Annotated in this window: 16 protein-coding genes; all 16 read left to right on the top strand. The window is 34.4% G+C overall.

Annotation, left to right across the window (positions count from 1 at the left end; genetic code table 11):
* The first annotated feature begins 168 nt into the window (after nucleotides 1-168).
* A complete protein-coding gene (locus HM987_RS15625) occupies nucleotides 169-1,371 on the top strand; it encodes a beta-ketoacyl-[acyl-carrier-protein] synthase family protein (protein ID WP_179008965.1) in 1,203 nt (400 codons plus the stop codon).
* On the top strand, nucleotides 1,368-2,432 hold the full coding sequence (locus HM987_RS15620) for a beta-ketoacyl synthase N-terminal-like domain-containing protein (protein WP_179008964.1): 1,065 nt from the start codon (nucleotides 1,368-1,370) through the stop codon (nucleotides 2,430-2,432). The genes HM987_RS15625 and HM987_RS15620 overlap by 4 nt, the downstream gene beginning before the upstream one ends.
* Before the next feature lie 167 nt (nucleotides 2,433-2,599).
* Nucleotides 2,600-3,202 (top strand): polysaccharide deacetylase family protein, encoded by a 603-nt coding sequence (locus HM987_RS15615; RefSeq protein WP_229724478.1) that lies wholly within the window; start codon nucleotides 2,600-2,602, stop codon nucleotides 3,200-3,202.
* Nucleotides 3,195-3,812: a LolA family protein gene (locus HM987_RS15610; protein ID WP_179008962.1), complete on the top strand. Its 618-nt coding sequence runs from the start codon at nucleotides 3,195-3,197 to the stop codon at nucleotides 3,810-3,812. Before HM987_RS15615 ends, HM987_RS15610 begins: the two co-directional genes overlap by 8 nt.
* Before the next feature lie 7 nt (nucleotides 3,813-3,819).
* Nucleotides 3,820-4,431, top strand: a complete 612-nt coding sequence (locus HM987_RS15605; RefSeq protein ID WP_229724477.1) for a hypothetical protein — start codon at nucleotides 3,820-3,822, stop codon at nucleotides 4,429-4,431.
* 151 nt (nucleotides 4,432-4,582) lie between these two features.
* On the top strand, nucleotides 4,583-5,167 hold the full coding sequence (locus tag HM987_RS15600) for a porin family protein (RefSeq protein ID WP_179008960.1): 585 nt from the start codon (nucleotides 4,583-4,585) through the stop codon (nucleotides 5,165-5,167).
* Entirely contained in the window at nucleotides 5,168-5,536 is a 369-nt protein-coding gene (locus tag HM987_RS15595; RefSeq protein ID WP_179008959.1) for a hotdog family protein, read from the top strand.
* A 6-nt stretch (nucleotides 5,537-5,542) separates the two neighbouring features.
* Complete coding sequence (locus HM987_RS15590) at nucleotides 5,543-6,040, top strand: hypothetical protein (RefSeq protein ID WP_179008958.1); 498 nt, start codon at nucleotides 5,543-5,545, stop codon at nucleotides 6,038-6,040.
* A gap of 20 nt (nucleotides 6,041-6,060) precedes the next feature.
* Complete coding sequence (locus HM987_RS15585) at nucleotides 6,061-7,257, top strand: DUF2062 domain-containing protein (protein WP_179008957.1); 1,197 nt, start codon at nucleotides 6,061-6,063, stop codon at nucleotides 7,255-7,257.
* Nucleotides 7,250-10,924, top strand: coding sequence for a 1-acyl-sn-glycerol-3-phosphate acyltransferase (locus HM987_RS15580; RefSeq protein WP_179008956.1), 3,675 nt, complete (start codon nucleotides 7,250-7,252; stop codon nucleotides 10,922-10,924). The genes HM987_RS15585 and HM987_RS15580 overlap by 8 nt, the downstream gene beginning before the upstream one ends.
* A 50-nt stretch (nucleotides 10,925-10,974) precedes the next feature.
* Entirely contained in the window at nucleotides 10,975-11,358 is a 384-nt protein-coding gene (locus tag HM987_RS15575; protein WP_179008955.1) for an FEKKY domain-containing protein, read from the top strand.
* 407 nt (nucleotides 11,359-11,765) lie between these two features.
* Nucleotides 11,766-12,059 carry a type II toxin-antitoxin system HigB family toxin gene (locus HM987_RS15570; RefSeq protein ID WP_179008954.1) on the top strand — a complete coding sequence of 98 codons (294 nt, stop codon included), beginning with the start codon at nucleotides 11,766-11,768 and terminating at the stop codon, nucleotides 12,057-12,059.
* Between the two features lies 1 nt (nucleotide 12,060).
* Complete coding sequence (locus HM987_RS15565) at nucleotides 12,061-12,417, top strand: helix-turn-helix domain-containing protein (RefSeq protein WP_179008953.1); 357 nt, start codon at nucleotides 12,061-12,063, stop codon at nucleotides 12,415-12,417.
* Between the two features lie 96 nt (nucleotides 12,418-12,513).
* Nucleotides 12,514-14,067 (top strand): phytoene desaturase family protein, encoded by a 1,554-nt coding sequence (locus HM987_RS15560; protein ID WP_179008952.1) that lies wholly within the window; start codon nucleotides 12,514-12,516, stop codon nucleotides 14,065-14,067.
* A 1-nt stretch (nucleotide 14,068) separates the two neighbouring features.
* Complete coding sequence (locus HM987_RS15555; RefSeq protein WP_179008951.1) at nucleotides 14,069-15,742, top strand: C45 family autoproteolytic acyltransferase/hydolase; 1,674 nt, start codon at nucleotides 14,069-14,071, stop codon at nucleotides 15,740-15,742.
* On the top strand, nucleotides 15,739-17,028 hold the full coding sequence (locus tag HM987_RS15550; protein ID WP_179008950.1) for a phenylacetate--CoA ligase family protein: 1,290 nt from the start codon (nucleotides 15,739-15,741) through the stop codon (nucleotides 17,026-17,028). Before HM987_RS15555 ends, HM987_RS15550 begins: the two co-directional genes overlap by 4 nt.
* Nucleotides 17,029-17,078 lie beyond the last annotated feature (50 nt).

Here is a 17,078-nt window from a genome sequence, read left to right as displayed (position 1 = left end):
GAGGTTTTCGTTGTTGAGCTATACTGAAAGTAGGAAGATTATTAATCCTCATAAATACAAAAACAACAATGAAACCATTGAGGTCTTTAGAACTTGTTAAGACTGAAGTTTGAATAGAAAATAATGTTCTCAAATAAAAAGCATCTAGCTTCAGAGGAACTATAAAATATGAGTAAAGGTGTCGCTATTACTGGAATGGGAATTATTTCTGCAATTGGAAACAATGTAGAGGAAAATTACTCATCGCTAATAGAAGGCAAAATTGGGATTTCAAGAATTTCAAAAATTCAAACCAATCATAAGGATGACATCATGGTTGGCGAAATTGCTTTTACCAACCAAGAATTAGAACAGCAACTCGGTCTTTCCTCAAACAACAATTATTCCAGAACGGCATTTCTAGGTGTTATTGCCGCTAAAGAGGCGCTAAAAAATGCTGGAATTTCAGATATAAACAAGTATAAAACGGGCTTAATTTCAGCAACTAGTGTTGGTGGAATGGATATGACCGAAGCCTACTATTACGATTATCCTAAAGATAAATCCATTCAAAAGTATATAGAAGGCCATCACGCTGGCGATTCTACCCAAAAAATCGCCGAACAACTAGGTATTGAGCAAAGTTTAGTGACGACCATAAGTACCGCATGTTCTTCTGCGGCCAATGCTATAATGCTTGGTGCACGATTAATAAAATCTGGAAAACTAGACAGGGTTATCGTCGGTGGCGCAGACTGCTTATCGAAATTCACAATTAATGGTTTTAAATCGTTGATGATTTTATCGGACACTTATAATTCGCCATTCGATGAGAATCGAAAAGGTCTAAACTTAGGAGAAGCGGCTGCCTTTTTAGTATTGGAATCAGATAAAGCTGTGGAAGCCGAAAACAAACCTGTTTTGGCCTATGTGAAAGGTTATGGTAATGCCAATGACGCTTATCATCAAACGGCATCGTCCGACAATGGTGAAGGCGCAACTTTAGCCATGCAACAAGCATTGAAAGTTGCCGATCTATCTTCAGATGATATTAGTTACATCAATGCCCATGGAACCGCAACGGGAAATAACGATTTATCCGAAGGTAGAGCCATAATAAGAGTTTTTGAAAACGGTGTTCCCGATTTTAGTTCAACAAAAGCCTATACAGGACATACGCTTGCTGCTGCTGGAGCTATTGAAGCTGTGTATTCAGTTTTAGCACTTCAAAATAATGTGGTCTATCCTAATTTGAATTTTAAAACCCAAATGAAGGAATTTAGCCTAACGCCACAATTAGAACTTAAAGAAAAAGAATTACAAACCATTATGTCTAATTCTTTTGGTTTTGGCGGAAATTGTTCAACCCTAATTTTTTCAAAAGCACAATGAAAAAGGTTTATATAAATAGCGTTTGCTCTATTTCATCACAGAAAACCTTTGATAATTCAGTGTTTTTAGATGATATCATTTTTCATGAGGAAAACGTCATTCCTTCGGTAAATCCTAACTATAGGGATTTTATTCCTCCAGCCGAATCCCGTAGAATGGCAAAAGGCGTTAAAATGGGCGTTGCCGCTTCAAAAATCGCTTTAAAAGAAGCGGATTTAGAAACTTTGGATGCCATAATCACAGGAACAGGAATGGGCTGCCAGAGAGATTCTGAAAAGTTTTTGAGTGCACTCATTGATAATGATGAACAATTTTTAACACCAACGTCTTTTATTCAATCGACACACAACACTGTGGGAGGGCAAATAGCGTTAAGCCTGCAATGTAAAGGGTATAATTTTACGTATGTGCATTCAAGTATTTCTTTTGAGTCGGCTGTTTTGGATGCTAAATTGATGTTGGAAAACGATGAGGTCAACCATATATTAGTTGGCGGTGTTGATGAAATTGGAGATTACACAGCTACGTTACACAAACTTATCAATCATATAAAGTCAGAGAAAATAGGGTCTAAAGAGTTGTTGCAATCAAAAACAGCAGGTACTATTTCTAGTGAAGGCGGAAATTTCTTTGTGTTATCAAATGAAAAGCAAACGTCTAGCTATGCTGAAATTGTTGCTTTAGAAACCTATAATACCTTAGGGGATTCAAAAATAACGGAGCTTGCCAAAACCTTCTTAAACAAAAATAACTTGGACATTGAAGCTGTTGATTTAGTCGTTTTAGGAAATAATGGTGATGTTACTTATGATGGGTTTTATAATGAATTAAGTTCGGGGATTTTTAAGAATACACAACAAGTATGTTATAAACATTTGTGCGGCGAATTTATGACCGCATCCTCATTTGGCGTCTGGTTGGCCTCAAAAATGCTAAAAACACAAAACCTTCCTGAAGTTGTAAAACTTAACGATTTGCAAGTCTCAAATTATAAAACTATTTTACTATACAATCAGTATCGTGGAGAAAATCATAGTTTTACTTTACTTAGTAAATGCTAAATTATAAATCAGTTAATATAATTACAGTTATCCTTTTGCTTGTTTTTCTTCTAACGAGCTACTTTTATAGATTAACGTTTTGGTTTTTAATAATTATCCCCATTTTTTGGTTTCTAGTGACACTTGCGGGTTCGTTTTTTATTCAATGGAACTATCATTTCAAGTCTTTGCATTCTAATAAATCAATTAAGGATAACCAAGTAGCCATCACCTTTGACGATGGTCCACATCCAGAATTCACACCCAAAGCACTGGAGCTTTTAAAAAAACACAATGCCAAAGCGACATTTTTCTGTATTGGTAAACATATTGAAGCGTATCCGGAAGTGTTCAATGACATCTTAGAGCAAGGTCATACTGTTGGAAATCATACCTTTTCCCATGGAAATAATTTTGGTTTTCTTAAAACTGAAAACGTAATTAAAGAATTGCAACAAACAAATAAAATTGTAAAAGACAGCAAAGGTCTCACCATGAAACTTTACCGACCAGCTTTTGCAGTCACTAATCCAAGAATAAAAAAAGCAATTATAGCCACTCAATTGCAACCCATTGGTTGGAGTGTTCGCTCATTGGATACCACTTCCAGAACGGCTGAAGCCATTTTTAAACGTACAACCAAAGATCTTTCAAAAGGCGATGTGATTTTACTTCATGATACAAGTTCAAAATCAATAGTGGTGTTGGAACGGTTATTGCTATTTTTACAAGAACAACATATCGAATCTGTTACTGTAGATTCTTTATTCAAAATCAAAGCTTATGCGTAATATCGTTTATATCCTATGCTTTATGGTTGCTGCAGTAAATGCACAGACCAAAATGAGTAATGCGGAATCGGCTGATTTAATAGCCAAGGTTAAGGCACATGCAACTACTATAAACACCTTGTCGAGTGACTTTACCCAATATAAGCACCTGGATTTTTTATCCAATGATATTGTGACTTCTGGTAAATTGGCGTTCAAAGCACCAGATATGGTTAAATGGGAATATGTGAATCCCTTTAAATATTCAGTTTTATTTAAAAACAATAAACTCTTTATTAATGATGAAGGCAATAAAAGCGATATCGATTTGGGTTCTAACAAGATGTTTAAACAACTCAATTCGCTCATCATAAATAGTGTAAAAGGGGATATGTTTAATGAGGAAGAATTTGATATTGCCTACTTTAAAAACGAAGCCAATAGTGTAGTGCATTTTAGTCCAAAACAGGAGGCATTCTCAAAATATATAAAGGCATTTCATATTATGTTTAATAAGGAAGGCCATGTTATGGAAGTAAAAATGATTGAACCATCCGAAGATTATACCAGAATTGTTTTTAGCAACAGAAAAATAAACACCAAGTTATCTGATGCGCTATTTACTGAGTAGTTTTTTTATGTTTTTTATAGCCTGTGGATCGTATCCTAAAAAGCAGGATTTTCAATTGGCCAATACATCCATTAGTTTTGTCCAGAACCCGTATTTTTCAAGCGAAACCAAAGATTATGTCTATAAGGCTAATATAAGCGTTTACAACAGGGGTTTTAGCGGTATTTTTATAGTGAAGAAAATAGGAAAGTCTAATCATCGCATTGTCTTCACTACGGAAATGGGAAATAAAATTTTCGACTTTTCCATTGTAAATGATACGTTTAAAGTTAATTTTATTCTTGACGCTTTGGATAAAGCGCTATTAAAAAACGTTTTGAAAAAGGACTTTAAAGCACTTATTAAAGAAGAATTGCCAGTTGTAAAATCCTATTTATCACAAGACACTTTGATTTATGAAACAAAACTGGACAATAAGAAACATTTTTATTTTAAATCACAGAAACTAGATAAAATTGTGCGTGTTGGTAATGGTAAAGAAAAAGTTGCTTTTTTATTTTCAGAAATTAGTGATACTATTGCAAACCAAATTAAAATTGAACATTCAAATATTAAACTGAGAATTCATTTGAACTATTTGAATTTCAGCGAACCTGCCTCGCCGTCAGGCAGGAATTAAATATTTTGTGCCGTGTAGAAGTCATTTGTTAGTTGCATAGTATCGCTACGGAAATTAAAAATGGCAAGGACATGGTGCAAAAGAGTAGTTTTTTAGCAAATTGAAACCGTATAAATAAATTCTTTACATCAACCTCAAATCAATTAATTAAATGAAAAACTTATTTCTAGTATTAGCGTTTATTACCATGAGTTCAACCTTATTTTCTCAAGTCGAAATTAGACCTGGTGTGAGAGGCGGCGTTAATTTTGCCAATCTTACCAATTCGAATTTTGATGATAAGGTAGATTTTTACATTGGTGGATTTGCAGCTATTAAATTAGCCAATTTTTACACGCTTCAACCAGAAATAAACTACTCAAGACAAGGTGGTAAAGCAAAATTTTCGGGATTTGAAAGCCTCGAGATTCAATATGTGGGTATGGCTATAACAAACAAATTCGCGCCTTTTAAGGACATGGGGCTAAACTTCATTATTGGACCTGCAATAAACATTAAAGTGGGAGATAATTTGAATAGCTTTAATGATGACTTAGAAGATTTTGACTTTTTGTTTTTTGGAGGTTTAGGTTATGAGTTTCCTTTTGGGTTGGGTATTGAAGCAAGATATAATATCGGGATAGTTGATGTTTTTGGCAGGAACGTTAACACCAACGATTACGAAGATACTAATATTGATAATTTAGTATTAAACAAGGTAGTTCAAATTGGAGCAACTTATAAATTCGATTTTTAAATGAGCAAACTAGAAGGATTATATACATTAGACGATTTAAGTGTTGCAGATATGTCTGCCACAGCTAAAATCACAATCAACAAAGACCATATCGTTTTTGATGGGCATTTCCCAGACAATCCAGTAATGCCAGGTGTTTGTATGATGCAAATTATTAAAGAAATTACGGAGAAGATTACAGAGAAAACCTTGTTTATGCAGTCTGCCAGTAATATTAAATTTATGGCTATAATCAACCCGTTTAAAACACCAAAATTAAAAATACAACTCGAAATTACCGAAACGGATGAAGGTTATAAAGTGAGAAACACCTCTAAATTTGAAGAGACTGTGGCTTTAAAATCCACGTCTAATTTCGTAACGAAATAATTAAACATGAAGTTTTTAAATGTTATCATATTAGCACTAAGTATCACGCTGTTCTCAACAGATATTAATACTGTTAGAAAAGCCTATAAAGAAGCTGCTCAAGATGATACTAAAATTGAGGCTTTTAACAAATTGCTTTCTGACGTCACAAAAAATGATGATATGACTTTGGTGGCTTATAAAGGGGCTGCAATTACCATGTTGGCTAAAAACGAGTCTAAAATTAAGGACAAAAAAGCGCGTGTTGTCGAAGGGGTTTCTTATGTGGAATACGCTATTGAAAAAGCACCAAATAATATCGAAATTCGTTTTATTAGGTTGGGGATCCAAGAAAACATGCCTAAAATTTTAAAATATAAAGAGCATATCGAGGAAGATAAACAGTTTATCTTAAAACAATTTAAAAATATAAAATCTTCTAATTTACGACATCACATCAAAGACTATATTTTACAGTCCAAAGCTTTTAGTGATGAAGAAAAATCAGTATTTTCGGGTCAATAAGACTTTAATGTTTTAATGACGTGAATAACCAACTTGTCCAACAAAAAATTACCGATCTAAAGGTATGTGTGTTAATCCCAACATACAATAACGAGTTGACTTTAAAACGCGTTATTGATGGCGTTTTACAATACACACAGGGCATTATTGTGGTTAATGACGGTTCAACCGATTCCACGTCCACAATTCTTGAAAACTATCCCAATCTCGAACACATTCAATTTACCCAAAACAAAGGTAAAGGGCAAGCGTTGCGTGCAGGATTTAAACATGCTAAAAGTTTAGATTATGACTACGTGATAACTATAGATTCAGATGGTCAGCATTTTCCAAAGGATATTCCTTCTTTTATCAATGCATTGGAAAATTCCGACGATAAAAACATCCTGCTCATTGGAGCTCGGAACATGAATCAGGAAGACGTCCCAAAGAAAAGTAGTTTTGGTAATAAATTTTCTAACTTTTGGTATTGGGTAGAAACAGGTATAAAATTACAGGACACACAATCTGGATTTCGATTGTATCCGATTCATCATTTTAAAAACCTGAAATTTTATACCAATAAATTCGAATTTGAAATCGAAGTCATTGTCAAAGCCGCTTGGAATGGTTCTCAAGTCAAAAACATCCCTATCCACATTTCCTATGACGAAACCGAACGTGTTTCCCACTTTAGGCCGTTTAAGGATTTTTCACGTATCAGCGTTTTAAATACATGGTTGGTTATTCTTACGTTTTTGTATATCAAACCAAGAAACTTTTTCAGGAAAATAAAAAAAAAAGGATTAAAACGATTTCTATCCGAAGATGTTATTGGCAGTAATGATTCGCCTCAAAAAAAAGCACTATCCATCGCTTTAGGTATTTTTGTTGGAATTACGCCACTTTGGGGTTTTCATACCATTATCGTCATTTCCTTGGCTTTACTTCTGAAATTAAATAAAACTATCGCTTTTGCCTTTTCCAATGTCAGTCTTCCGCCTTTTATTCCGTTTATAGTGTTGGGAAGTTTTATTTTGGGAAACATTATTTTGGGTCAGAATGAAACCTATAACTTCGCCACAATCACAACCGATTTTGAAGTATTAAAACACCTAAAGACTTATATCGTCGGAAGTTTTGCCTTGGCGGCAGTTTCGGCAGTTATAGCAGGCCTATTGAGCTATATTATATTTTTAATCCTTCGGAAGAAAAAAGTACGTGTAACCAATGCATAATTTTTTCTACAACACATATCAATATTTTGTATCCCGAAAATGGCTTGGTCTTGGCATTTTAGTAATAGTGTTTGCCAGCTTAATATTCGTGGCTTCAAAGATTCAATTTGAAGAAGATATTAATAAACTTATTCCAACCAATAAGGACAATGAAGAATTTCAAAAAGTTCTTAAAAACGTCAATTTCACGGATAAAATCATCGTTAATATTACGAAAGAAAATGATGCTTCAGTTGACGATTTAACAAACTATGCATCGCAATTTATTGACAGTATTAATCAATCCTCCAGCAAATATATAGAGAAGATTCAAGGCAGGATAAATTCGGATGACATTCAGGGAACTGCCAATTTTATTTATCAGAATCTACCATTATTTTTAGATGAAAGCGATTATGAAGCAATTGCCAATAAAATTGAAAAGGACAGCATTGAAGCCACGACCTTAAAGAATTATAAAACCTTGATATCGCCTTCTGGTCTTATTGCCAAGGATTTTATTTTGAAAGACCCACTGGGATTATCATTTATTGCCTTAAAAAAACTGCGAGAGTTAAATTTTGGCGACAGTTTCACATTACAAAATGGCTTTTTGGTCAGTAAAGACGAGCAACATATCCTATTATTTATCACGCCTGCTTTAGAGACCAATGAAACTGCGGAAAACAGCCTTTTTGTTGAAGAGCTTTATGCCACAAATGCTAAACTTAACGAAAGCTTCAAGGGTAAAGTGAGCAGTGAATATTTTGGTGGGACTTTAATTGCAGTTGCCAATGCCAATCAAATAAAAAATGATATTCAGGTGACCATTAGCATTGCTTTGTTCATACTGTTACTCATATTTATTTTCTTCTATAGAAAATTAACGGTTCCCATCATATTATTTGTGCCCACTATATTTGGTGGCCTTTTGGCCATCGTCATTCTTTTTTTAATTCGGGAAAAAATATCAGCCATTTCGTTAGGTATAGGTTCAATTTTATTGGGCGTCACACTCGATTATTCCTTGCACATTTTAACACACATTAGAAGCAACAATAATGTTAAGAATTTGTATAAAGAAATTGCAAAGCCCATTCTAATGAGTAGCACAACAACAGCTTTGGCGTTTTTGTGCTTGTTATTTATTAATTCACAAGCTTTGCAGGACTTGGGCATTTTTGCTGCCATTAGTGTTATGGGAGCTTCGTTTTTTGCCTTGTTTTTTATTCCGCAGGTTTATAAAGACCAATCCCAAAAAGTTAGTAAAACGACGGTTTTCGATAAAATCGCGGCTTATAATATTCACCAAAATAAATGGGTTGTTATTGTAATTGTGGTTTTTTTCGTTGGAAGTTTATTCACGTACAATAAAGTTGTTTTCAATAAGGATTTAAGTCAACTGAATTATTATCCTAAAGATTTAAAAACAGCAGAATTACGCTTAGACAATTTGATTAACAGCACATCGAAATCCATTTATATTGCGGCTTATGGCAATTCTGAGGAAAGTACTTTAGAAGTTAATGACCAAATTTTAGAAAAGCTAGATAGCCTAAAAGCAGAAAATAAACTTATCAACTTCAGTTCTATTGGGACGTTTGTACATTCCAAAAAACAACAAATCCAACAGATTGAAAAGTGGCATTCATTTTGGGATGCCAAAACCATTCAAAATACCAAAGACAACCTTATAGAAAGTGGCACAACTTTAGGTTTTAAACCCGAAACCTTCAAAAACTTTTACGCCCTTTTACATACGAATTTTGAACCGATAGCAATTGAAGACTACAAAGCCATACACACATTTTCTGTTGACGATTATATTGCTACAAAGGACAATTACACCACCATTACCACTTTAGTAAAAGTTGAAGATGGCGATGCTGTAATGGCGGCTTTTAAAAATGCAGCTCAAACTTTAGTGATTGACAGAAAACAAATGAACGAAACATTTTTGGGCAACCTAAAAACCGATTTCAATAGCTTAATTGGCTATTCGTTAGTTGTAGTTATTGTACTTTTAATACTCTTTTACAAAAGCTTTTCATTAACCTTGGTCACGGGAATTCCAATATGTTTGACATGGTTATTGACCGTTGGTATCATGGGATTATTTCATTTGGAATTCAATATTTTCAACATTATCATCTCAACCTTTATATTTGGTTTGGGCATTGACTATAGCATTTTTGTAACTAACGGACTGCTTCATGAATACAAAACCGGCGAAAAATCACTGGCTACCCATAAAACCTCTATTTTACTTTCAGTAATCACAACTATTTTAGGCGTCGGCGTATTGGTTTTTGCTAAACATCCAGCTTTGTATTCCATTTCCATAGTGAGCTTAATCGGTATTTTATCTGCCGTTCTTATTGCATTTACTATTCAGCCTTTGCTATTTAAATTGTTTATTGGTAGTAGGACTAAACGGCCCATATCATTTCGATTATTGATACACTCTATTCTGTCGTTTGGTTATTTTGGTTCTGGAGGACTTTTCATTTCCTTGATTAGTGCCACATTATTGAAAATAATTCCTGTTAGCAAAAAGGTAAAAATGAGATGGTTTCATAAAGCTGTTTCTAAATTCATGAAATCGGTGCTTTACACGAATCCATTCCTAAAGAAGACCGTTCTAAATCCTACCAACGAAACGTTTGAAAAACCAGCTTTAATAATTTCCAATCACACCTCGTTTTTAGACATTTTAGCTGTTGGAATGCTTCATCCGAAAATTATATTCTTGGTAAACGATTGGGTGTACAATTCGCCTGTGTTTGGCAAAGCAGTGCAAGCAGCCGGTTTTTATCCGGTCTCGAGTGGTATTGAAAACGGCGTATCCCATTTGCAGGAAAAAATAAATCAAGGTTATACATTAATGGTTTTTCCTGAAGGCACAAGATCCACAACTAACAAAATGAAACGGTTTCATAAAGGGGCTTTTTATGTTGCCGAACAATTAAATTTAGATATTATCCCCATCTTAATCCATGGTAATTCTGAAATTAACCCAAAAGGAAGTGCACTCATTAGAAACGGAAATCTGACTTTAAAAATATTAGATAGAATTCCTATCGGTAATAAGAGTTATGGCGACACCTATAAACAACGTACAAAAAATATAAGTGCCCATTTTAAACACGAATTTATGACGTTTCGCGAAGCAGTAGAATCTGACATTTATTTTCGCGATAATCTCTTCGATGAGTATCGGTACAAAGGCGACGATGTATTCCAAACCGTTAAGAAAGACTTCAACACGCATAAGGAGATTTACAACCAAATTTTATGGGCAATTGACCCAAAGGCCGAAATCATTCATATATCGAAGGATTATGGGCAATTGGATTTTCTTATGGCCTTAAACTCTATGGATAGAAAAATATTTTCTTATATTGAAGACGGTTCTGTCAGACCAATGCTTCAAAATAGTTTTATCACAAATAAGCATAAAAATCTTATTTTTGAAAACACACTAGAAGTTACTTTAAAACACAAAGGAAACACCCTAATTCTAAACACAAACCAATTATCTGAAGAACACATAGGAAAGGTTTTGAATAACAGCATTAATCATGTAATTTTGATAAAAGAAAGCCGAAATTTGTATGCTGAAACAGTTTCCAAATTAGGATTTGAGTCTATTCATGAGCATGAGAATCTTATTTTTTATAAGCGATAGCAGCGATAGCAAAAAGTGACATTATAAAGGTATTGTAAGAAATTTGATAAATGAACCGAAAAACGATAGTATTTAGCGGAATTTTATTAGTACTAATCGGAATTGGATTATGGGATTACGGATTTTTTTTTCGATTTAATTACCTAACTGCAAAATCTGACATCGCCAATAACTCAGCACACAAAATTTTAGTTGGCGATTCAATTATTTCACCAATCGAAATGAATAAAATAAGTCAGAAATACGGATTTATGAACGTCGGATTTGGATGTTTAACAAGCGGAACTGAATTAAATGGAATTCAAATCTATAATGCTGAAATTGATAAATATTTGACCGAAAAAAACGGAATTGATTGGGAAGCAAAATATTTGAAAGAAATGGACTCATTTACGGAATTAAAACAACGCGAATGGAAAGAGCAATTTGAATAAAAATTGTAAACAATAAGGTAATTTTGATTCTAATAAATAAATGGTGGAAAAGATTTTTGGTTAGCGCTATTGTAGGTGGAATGATATCAGAAACAGTTAGCCTTCAAACTGATAGAAAAGTTGAACTAAACGCTTTCATTATTGCAATGGTACTATATCTTATTTTAAGTGTAGTATATGGTGTTATCCAAAAGAAATAGAACTGCATGCAGCACCAAATAAAATTAATTACAAAAACTACTTACAAATCCGGAAGCGTCAGAACTTGCGGACATTATATACCGTTATGATCGGTTTACTAAAAAAACATATCTAACCAGGTAACTAATAGTACACTCAAAATGTAAAAACATGCAAAAGTTATCAATTTGGTAACTTTTTTTTATATTTGCGACAAAGGATTTGGAGTGAAAATATTTTCGAGGGGAACATTGAGAGATTTTTGGGAAAAACACAGTAATTGCGAACTTCAGTTGAAATCGTGGTATCGTGAAACTGAAAAATCAAATTGGGCAACCATCAACGATCTAAAATCGGAATATCCAAATGCGAGTATTTTAAAAGATAATCGGATTGTTTTTAACATTAAAGGCAATGACTATCGGTTGATTGTAAAATTTAATTTTGAGTACCAATTGGCATGGATAAGGTTTATCGGAACTCATGCTGAATATGACAAAATTAACGCAAACGAAATTTAAGATGAAAATTAAACCAATTAGAAACGAGTCAGATTACCAAAATGCATTGGAACGTTTGGAGGCAATTTTTGATGCCAAAAGAGGCACTGATGAAGGCGATGAATTGGAAATCCTTGCTATCGTAATTGACCACTACGAAAATGAGAATTTCCCGATAGGAATGCCAGACCCAATATCCGCTATAAATTTCAGAATGGAACAATTGGGATTGAAACAAAAGGATTTGGTCGAAATGATTGGTTTCAAAAGTCGCGTGAGCGAAATAATGAATAAAAAGCGAAAACTGACTTTGGAAATGATTAGAAATCTTAACGAAAAGCTACACATTCCCACTGAAGTTTTAATTCAAGATTATTGAATAATTTTACAAAAAGCACTATCATTGAAAGGGATAATTAAAAGTGAACACTCCTGACACTTTGGGAACATTTATAAAAAGTATAAAGATCTACACATGAAATCACATTATGACGTTGTAATAGTTGGAAGCGGGTTGGGAGGCTTGGTTTCTGGTATCATTCTGGCAAAAGAAGGTTATAGTGTTTGTGTGCTTGAAAAAAACAACCAATATGGTGGCAATTTGCAAACCTTTGTAAGGAATAAAACCATTTTTGATACTGGTGTACATTACATTGGTGGACTTAATGAAGGGCAAAATCTCTATCAATACTTTAAATATATTGACATTTTAGACGATATTTCCCTGAAAAAATTAGATATAGAGGGTTTCGACATTGTTACTTTTGATGATGACCCAGTAGAATATAAACATGCTCAGGGTTACGAAAAGTTTATTGAAGTTTTAACGGAACAATTTCCTGAAGAGGAAGAGGCCATTACAGCATATTGCGATAAATTAAGGGAAACTTGTGCAAGTTTTCCGCTCTATAACTTAAAGAAAGGTAAGCCTTATTATGATGATACGGCTATTTTTCAACTTCAGGCAAAAGCATTCATTGCCTCACTTACAGATAATAAAAAATTACAGGCTGTACTTGCCGGAACCAACTTTTTATATGCTGGCGATGGCGAACGCACACCGTTTTATGTGCATGCGTTGACTATCAATTCATACATAGAAAGTTCATATCGATGTATCAATGGCGGCAGCCAAATTACCAAGGCTTTAATCAAACGATTGAAAGAAAACGGAGGGGAAAACTACAAACATCACAATGTGGTTGAATTTGGATTTGAAGATGGTAAAATCACATCTGCAATTTGTTCCAACGGAAAGGAAATAAAAGGCGATTTATTTATTTCCAACATTGAACCTAAACTGACCTTAGACCTCGTTGGTAAGGAAAAATTCAGAAAATCCTACACCAATAGAGTTGATAAAATTGAAAGTACTATTGCGGCATTCAGCTTATATATTGTATTAAAACCGAATTCCTTCAAATACCAAAATAAAAATTTCTACCATTTTAAAGATCCAGATAAGGTTTGGGATGTCCATAAATATACACAAGAAAGTTGGCCAGAAGGTTATATGATGTCTATGTCCATAAAGAAAAATATGGAAGACGGTTATGGTGACAATATTACCGTAATGACTTACATGCATTACGATGAGGTTAAACCTTGGATGGATACGTTCAATACGGTTGCCGATAAAAACGAAAGAGGGCAGACCTATGAGGAATTTAAAGCTGAAAAAGCAGAGAAACTCATCAAGGAAATGGAGCTGAAATTTCCGAATTTAAGAGATTGCATTCAAGAGGTTTACACGTCAACACCATTATCTTATAGGGATTATATTGGAAGTAACAGAGGCTCTATGTATGGTTACGTTAAAGATGTCAATAGACCAATGGAATCTTTTATATCGCCAAAAACAAAGGTTAAAAACCTAATGTTTACAGGTCAAAGTCTCAACATGCATGGTATTTTGGGCGTGACCATAAGCGCTATCATGACCTGTGGAGAGATTCTTGGTAAGGACTACTTGTTAAATAAAGTTGTAGAAGCGAATAAGGAATCAGAAATTACTGAAAATAAGGCCTAATATGTTGCTAAAGAAAGTACAGACGGTACGTTGGTTTTATTTATTATCAGTCCTGTTTTTAGTCACATCCTGTGGTGTTTCAAAATCTTTACATGATGTGCCGGATGTAAGTGCTTATAGCGCTGATATTCCTGAACGTGAAAAAATATCTGATTCTACATTCACATTAGGAAATAGCCATCTTACTAAAAACAAACAAGGTTTATGGGAATTGTATGTGGCAGGCAATCCTTTGGAAATCGGTTTGAAAACAGGTCGATTAACTCAAGAATTATTTAAAAAACAAGAAGCGGCCTTTTTATCAAAGGTTGATGAACTGGTGCCTTCCAAGACTAGACAGTATTTTTTACGACAACTTTTAGCATGGTACAACCGGAAAATGTATTTGAATATTCCAGAAGAATACAAAGCCGAAATTTATGGACTTTCGAGATATGCGTCTGACGATTATGACCATTTAGCCAGCAATTATTTAAGGATATTATACCTTCATGGCGCTCATGATATTGGTCATGCCTTTCAGGATTTGGCTTTGGTGGGTTGCACATCTTTCGCGGCTTGGGGAGAAAAATCTGAAGATGGCAGTTTAATAATAGGCCGAAATTTCGACTTTTACGCAGGCGATGATTTTGCCAAAGATAAAATTATTGCTTTTGTAAATCCAACGGAAGGCCATAATTTTATGTCGGTAACTTGGGCAGGCATGATAGGCGTGGTTTCAGGAATGAATGAACATGGCTTAACGGTAACCATAAACGCAGGAAAATCTAAGATTCCACTTGTAGCTAAAACGCCTGTTTCAATATTAACCCGTGAAATATTGCAATATGCTTCGACGATAGAGGAAGCTATTGCGATTGCCAAGAAACGACAGGTTTTTGTGTCCGAATCCATATTTGTGGGTAGTGCCAAAGAGAAAAAAGCGATTACCATTGAGGTGTCGCCAAAGAATTTTGGAGTTTATGAAGTACGAAATTCCAATCAATTAATTTGCGCTAATCATTTTCAAAGCGAGGCTTATGCTGATGATGAAAATAATAGTAAACACATTTTGGAAAGCCATTCCCAATACAGATATGAACGTATGCAAGAGTTGCTTGGCCAACACCAGAAGATAACACCACAAATCGCGGTGGATATTTTAAGAAATAAGAAGGGTTTAAACGGTAAAGACATTGGGTATGGTAATGAAAAAGCGCTCAATCAGCTCTTAGCGCATCATGGCATTGTTTTTAAACCAGAGCAACGTTTGGTTTGGGTATCATCAAGTCCGTATCAATTAGGAGAATTTGTGGCTTACGATTTAAATGAAGTATTCCATAATCCGACAAAAAAATCATTGTCGAATGCACAACTCAATATTGAAAAGGATGATTTTCAGTTTACGCATGCCTATCGTGATTACGAAGCCTATAGAATATTGAGAAGAGAAGTGCTTTCTTCCATAAGTGATGACGAACACGTAGAACCGTCAACCCTTTCAGAATTAAAAAATTTGAACCAGAACTATTGGGAAGCGTATTATATTGTGGGCACGTATTATTATGAAAAAGGGTATTATACAGCTGCACTAAATGCGTTTGAAAAGGCGAAAACCAAAGAAATTACTACAGTTCCAGACAAAGAACGAGTAGATGGTTACATTAAAAAAATAAAAAGAAAGTTAGAGTTATGATTCCTGAGATAGAATACGCATCAAAAGCCAAAATAAACGACTTTCAAGTTGAAAAATTAAGGGAGCTACTGGTTTATTTAAACTCGAATTCGGCTTTCTATAAACGGCTGTTTAAATCACATCACATCGACATTAACAGTATCAATTCACTTGAAGATTTAGCTGCAATTCCTACCACATCAAAAGACGATTTACAAAAATATAACGACGACTTTATATGTGTGCCTAAAAATAAAATTGTGGATTTTGTAACCACTTCCGGTACTTTGGGCGAACCAGTTATTTTTGCACTTACGGACAAGGACTTAGACCGTTTGGCCTATAATGAAGCCATTTCTTTTGCTTGTGCAGGTGTGAGCTCAGATGATATTATTCAACTGATGACTACTATCGACAGACGGTTTATGGCTGGACTCGCTTATTTTTTAGGCGCTCGTAAACTTGGCGCAGGAATTATCCGTGTTGGAAACGGCATTCCGGAATTGCAATGGGATTCTATCTTAAAATTTAAACCTACGTACATTATTGCCGTACCTTCATTCTTGTTGAAATTGATTGAATATGCACAACAACATGATATAGATATTAATGCTTCAGGAATTAAAGGTGCGATTTGTATTGGAGAATCGCTCAGGGAACAAGATTTTTCATTGAACACCTTATCCAAAAAAATAAAGGACAGCTGGCATATTGAATTGTTTTCAACCTACGCTTCTACAGAAATGAATACGGCTTTTACAGAATGTGAAGCACACCAAGGCGGACACCAGCATCCAGAACTCATCATAACCGAAATTTTAGATACAAATAATAAAGTCGTTGCTGAGGGCGAAGCAGGAGAATTAACCATTACTACTTTAGGGGTTGAAGGCATGCCATTGTTACGGTTTAAAACTGGAGATATTGTAAAATCCCATAGCCAGAAATGCAGTTGTGGCAGAAATACCAATCGTTTGGGACCTGTTATTGGCAGAAAGAAACAAATGATAAAATATAAAGGCACAACGATATATCCGCCCGCGATGCATAATGTTCTAAATGATTTCGCTGAGGTTGAAACCTATATTATAGAACTGTCGCATAATAGCATTGGAACAGACGAAATCCTTATAAAAATCGCAACCTTAGAAGCTACAGAAGAGTTGTTGCAAAATATTAAGGATCATTTTAGGGCTAAGTTAAGAGTGCGGCCAAAAATAGAGTTTTGCGCTAAAAAGGAAATTCAAAGATTACAATTCCCTAAAATGAGTAGAAAACCGATGATGGTTATTGATTTGAGGAAGTAAGGTAAGGTTTTAATTTAAAAATCATTAATTTTATAGACTGAACTTATCTC

It is taken from the genome of Winogradskyella forsetii, from assembly GCF_013394595.1.
In the GTDB taxonomy this organism is placed as follows: domain Bacteria; phylum Bacteroidota; class Bacteroidia; order Flavobacteriales; family Flavobacteriaceae; genus Winogradskyella; species Winogradskyella forsetii.
Note: the sequence above shows the minus strand (reverse complement) of the source record. Positions and strands in the feature narration are given on the sequence as shown.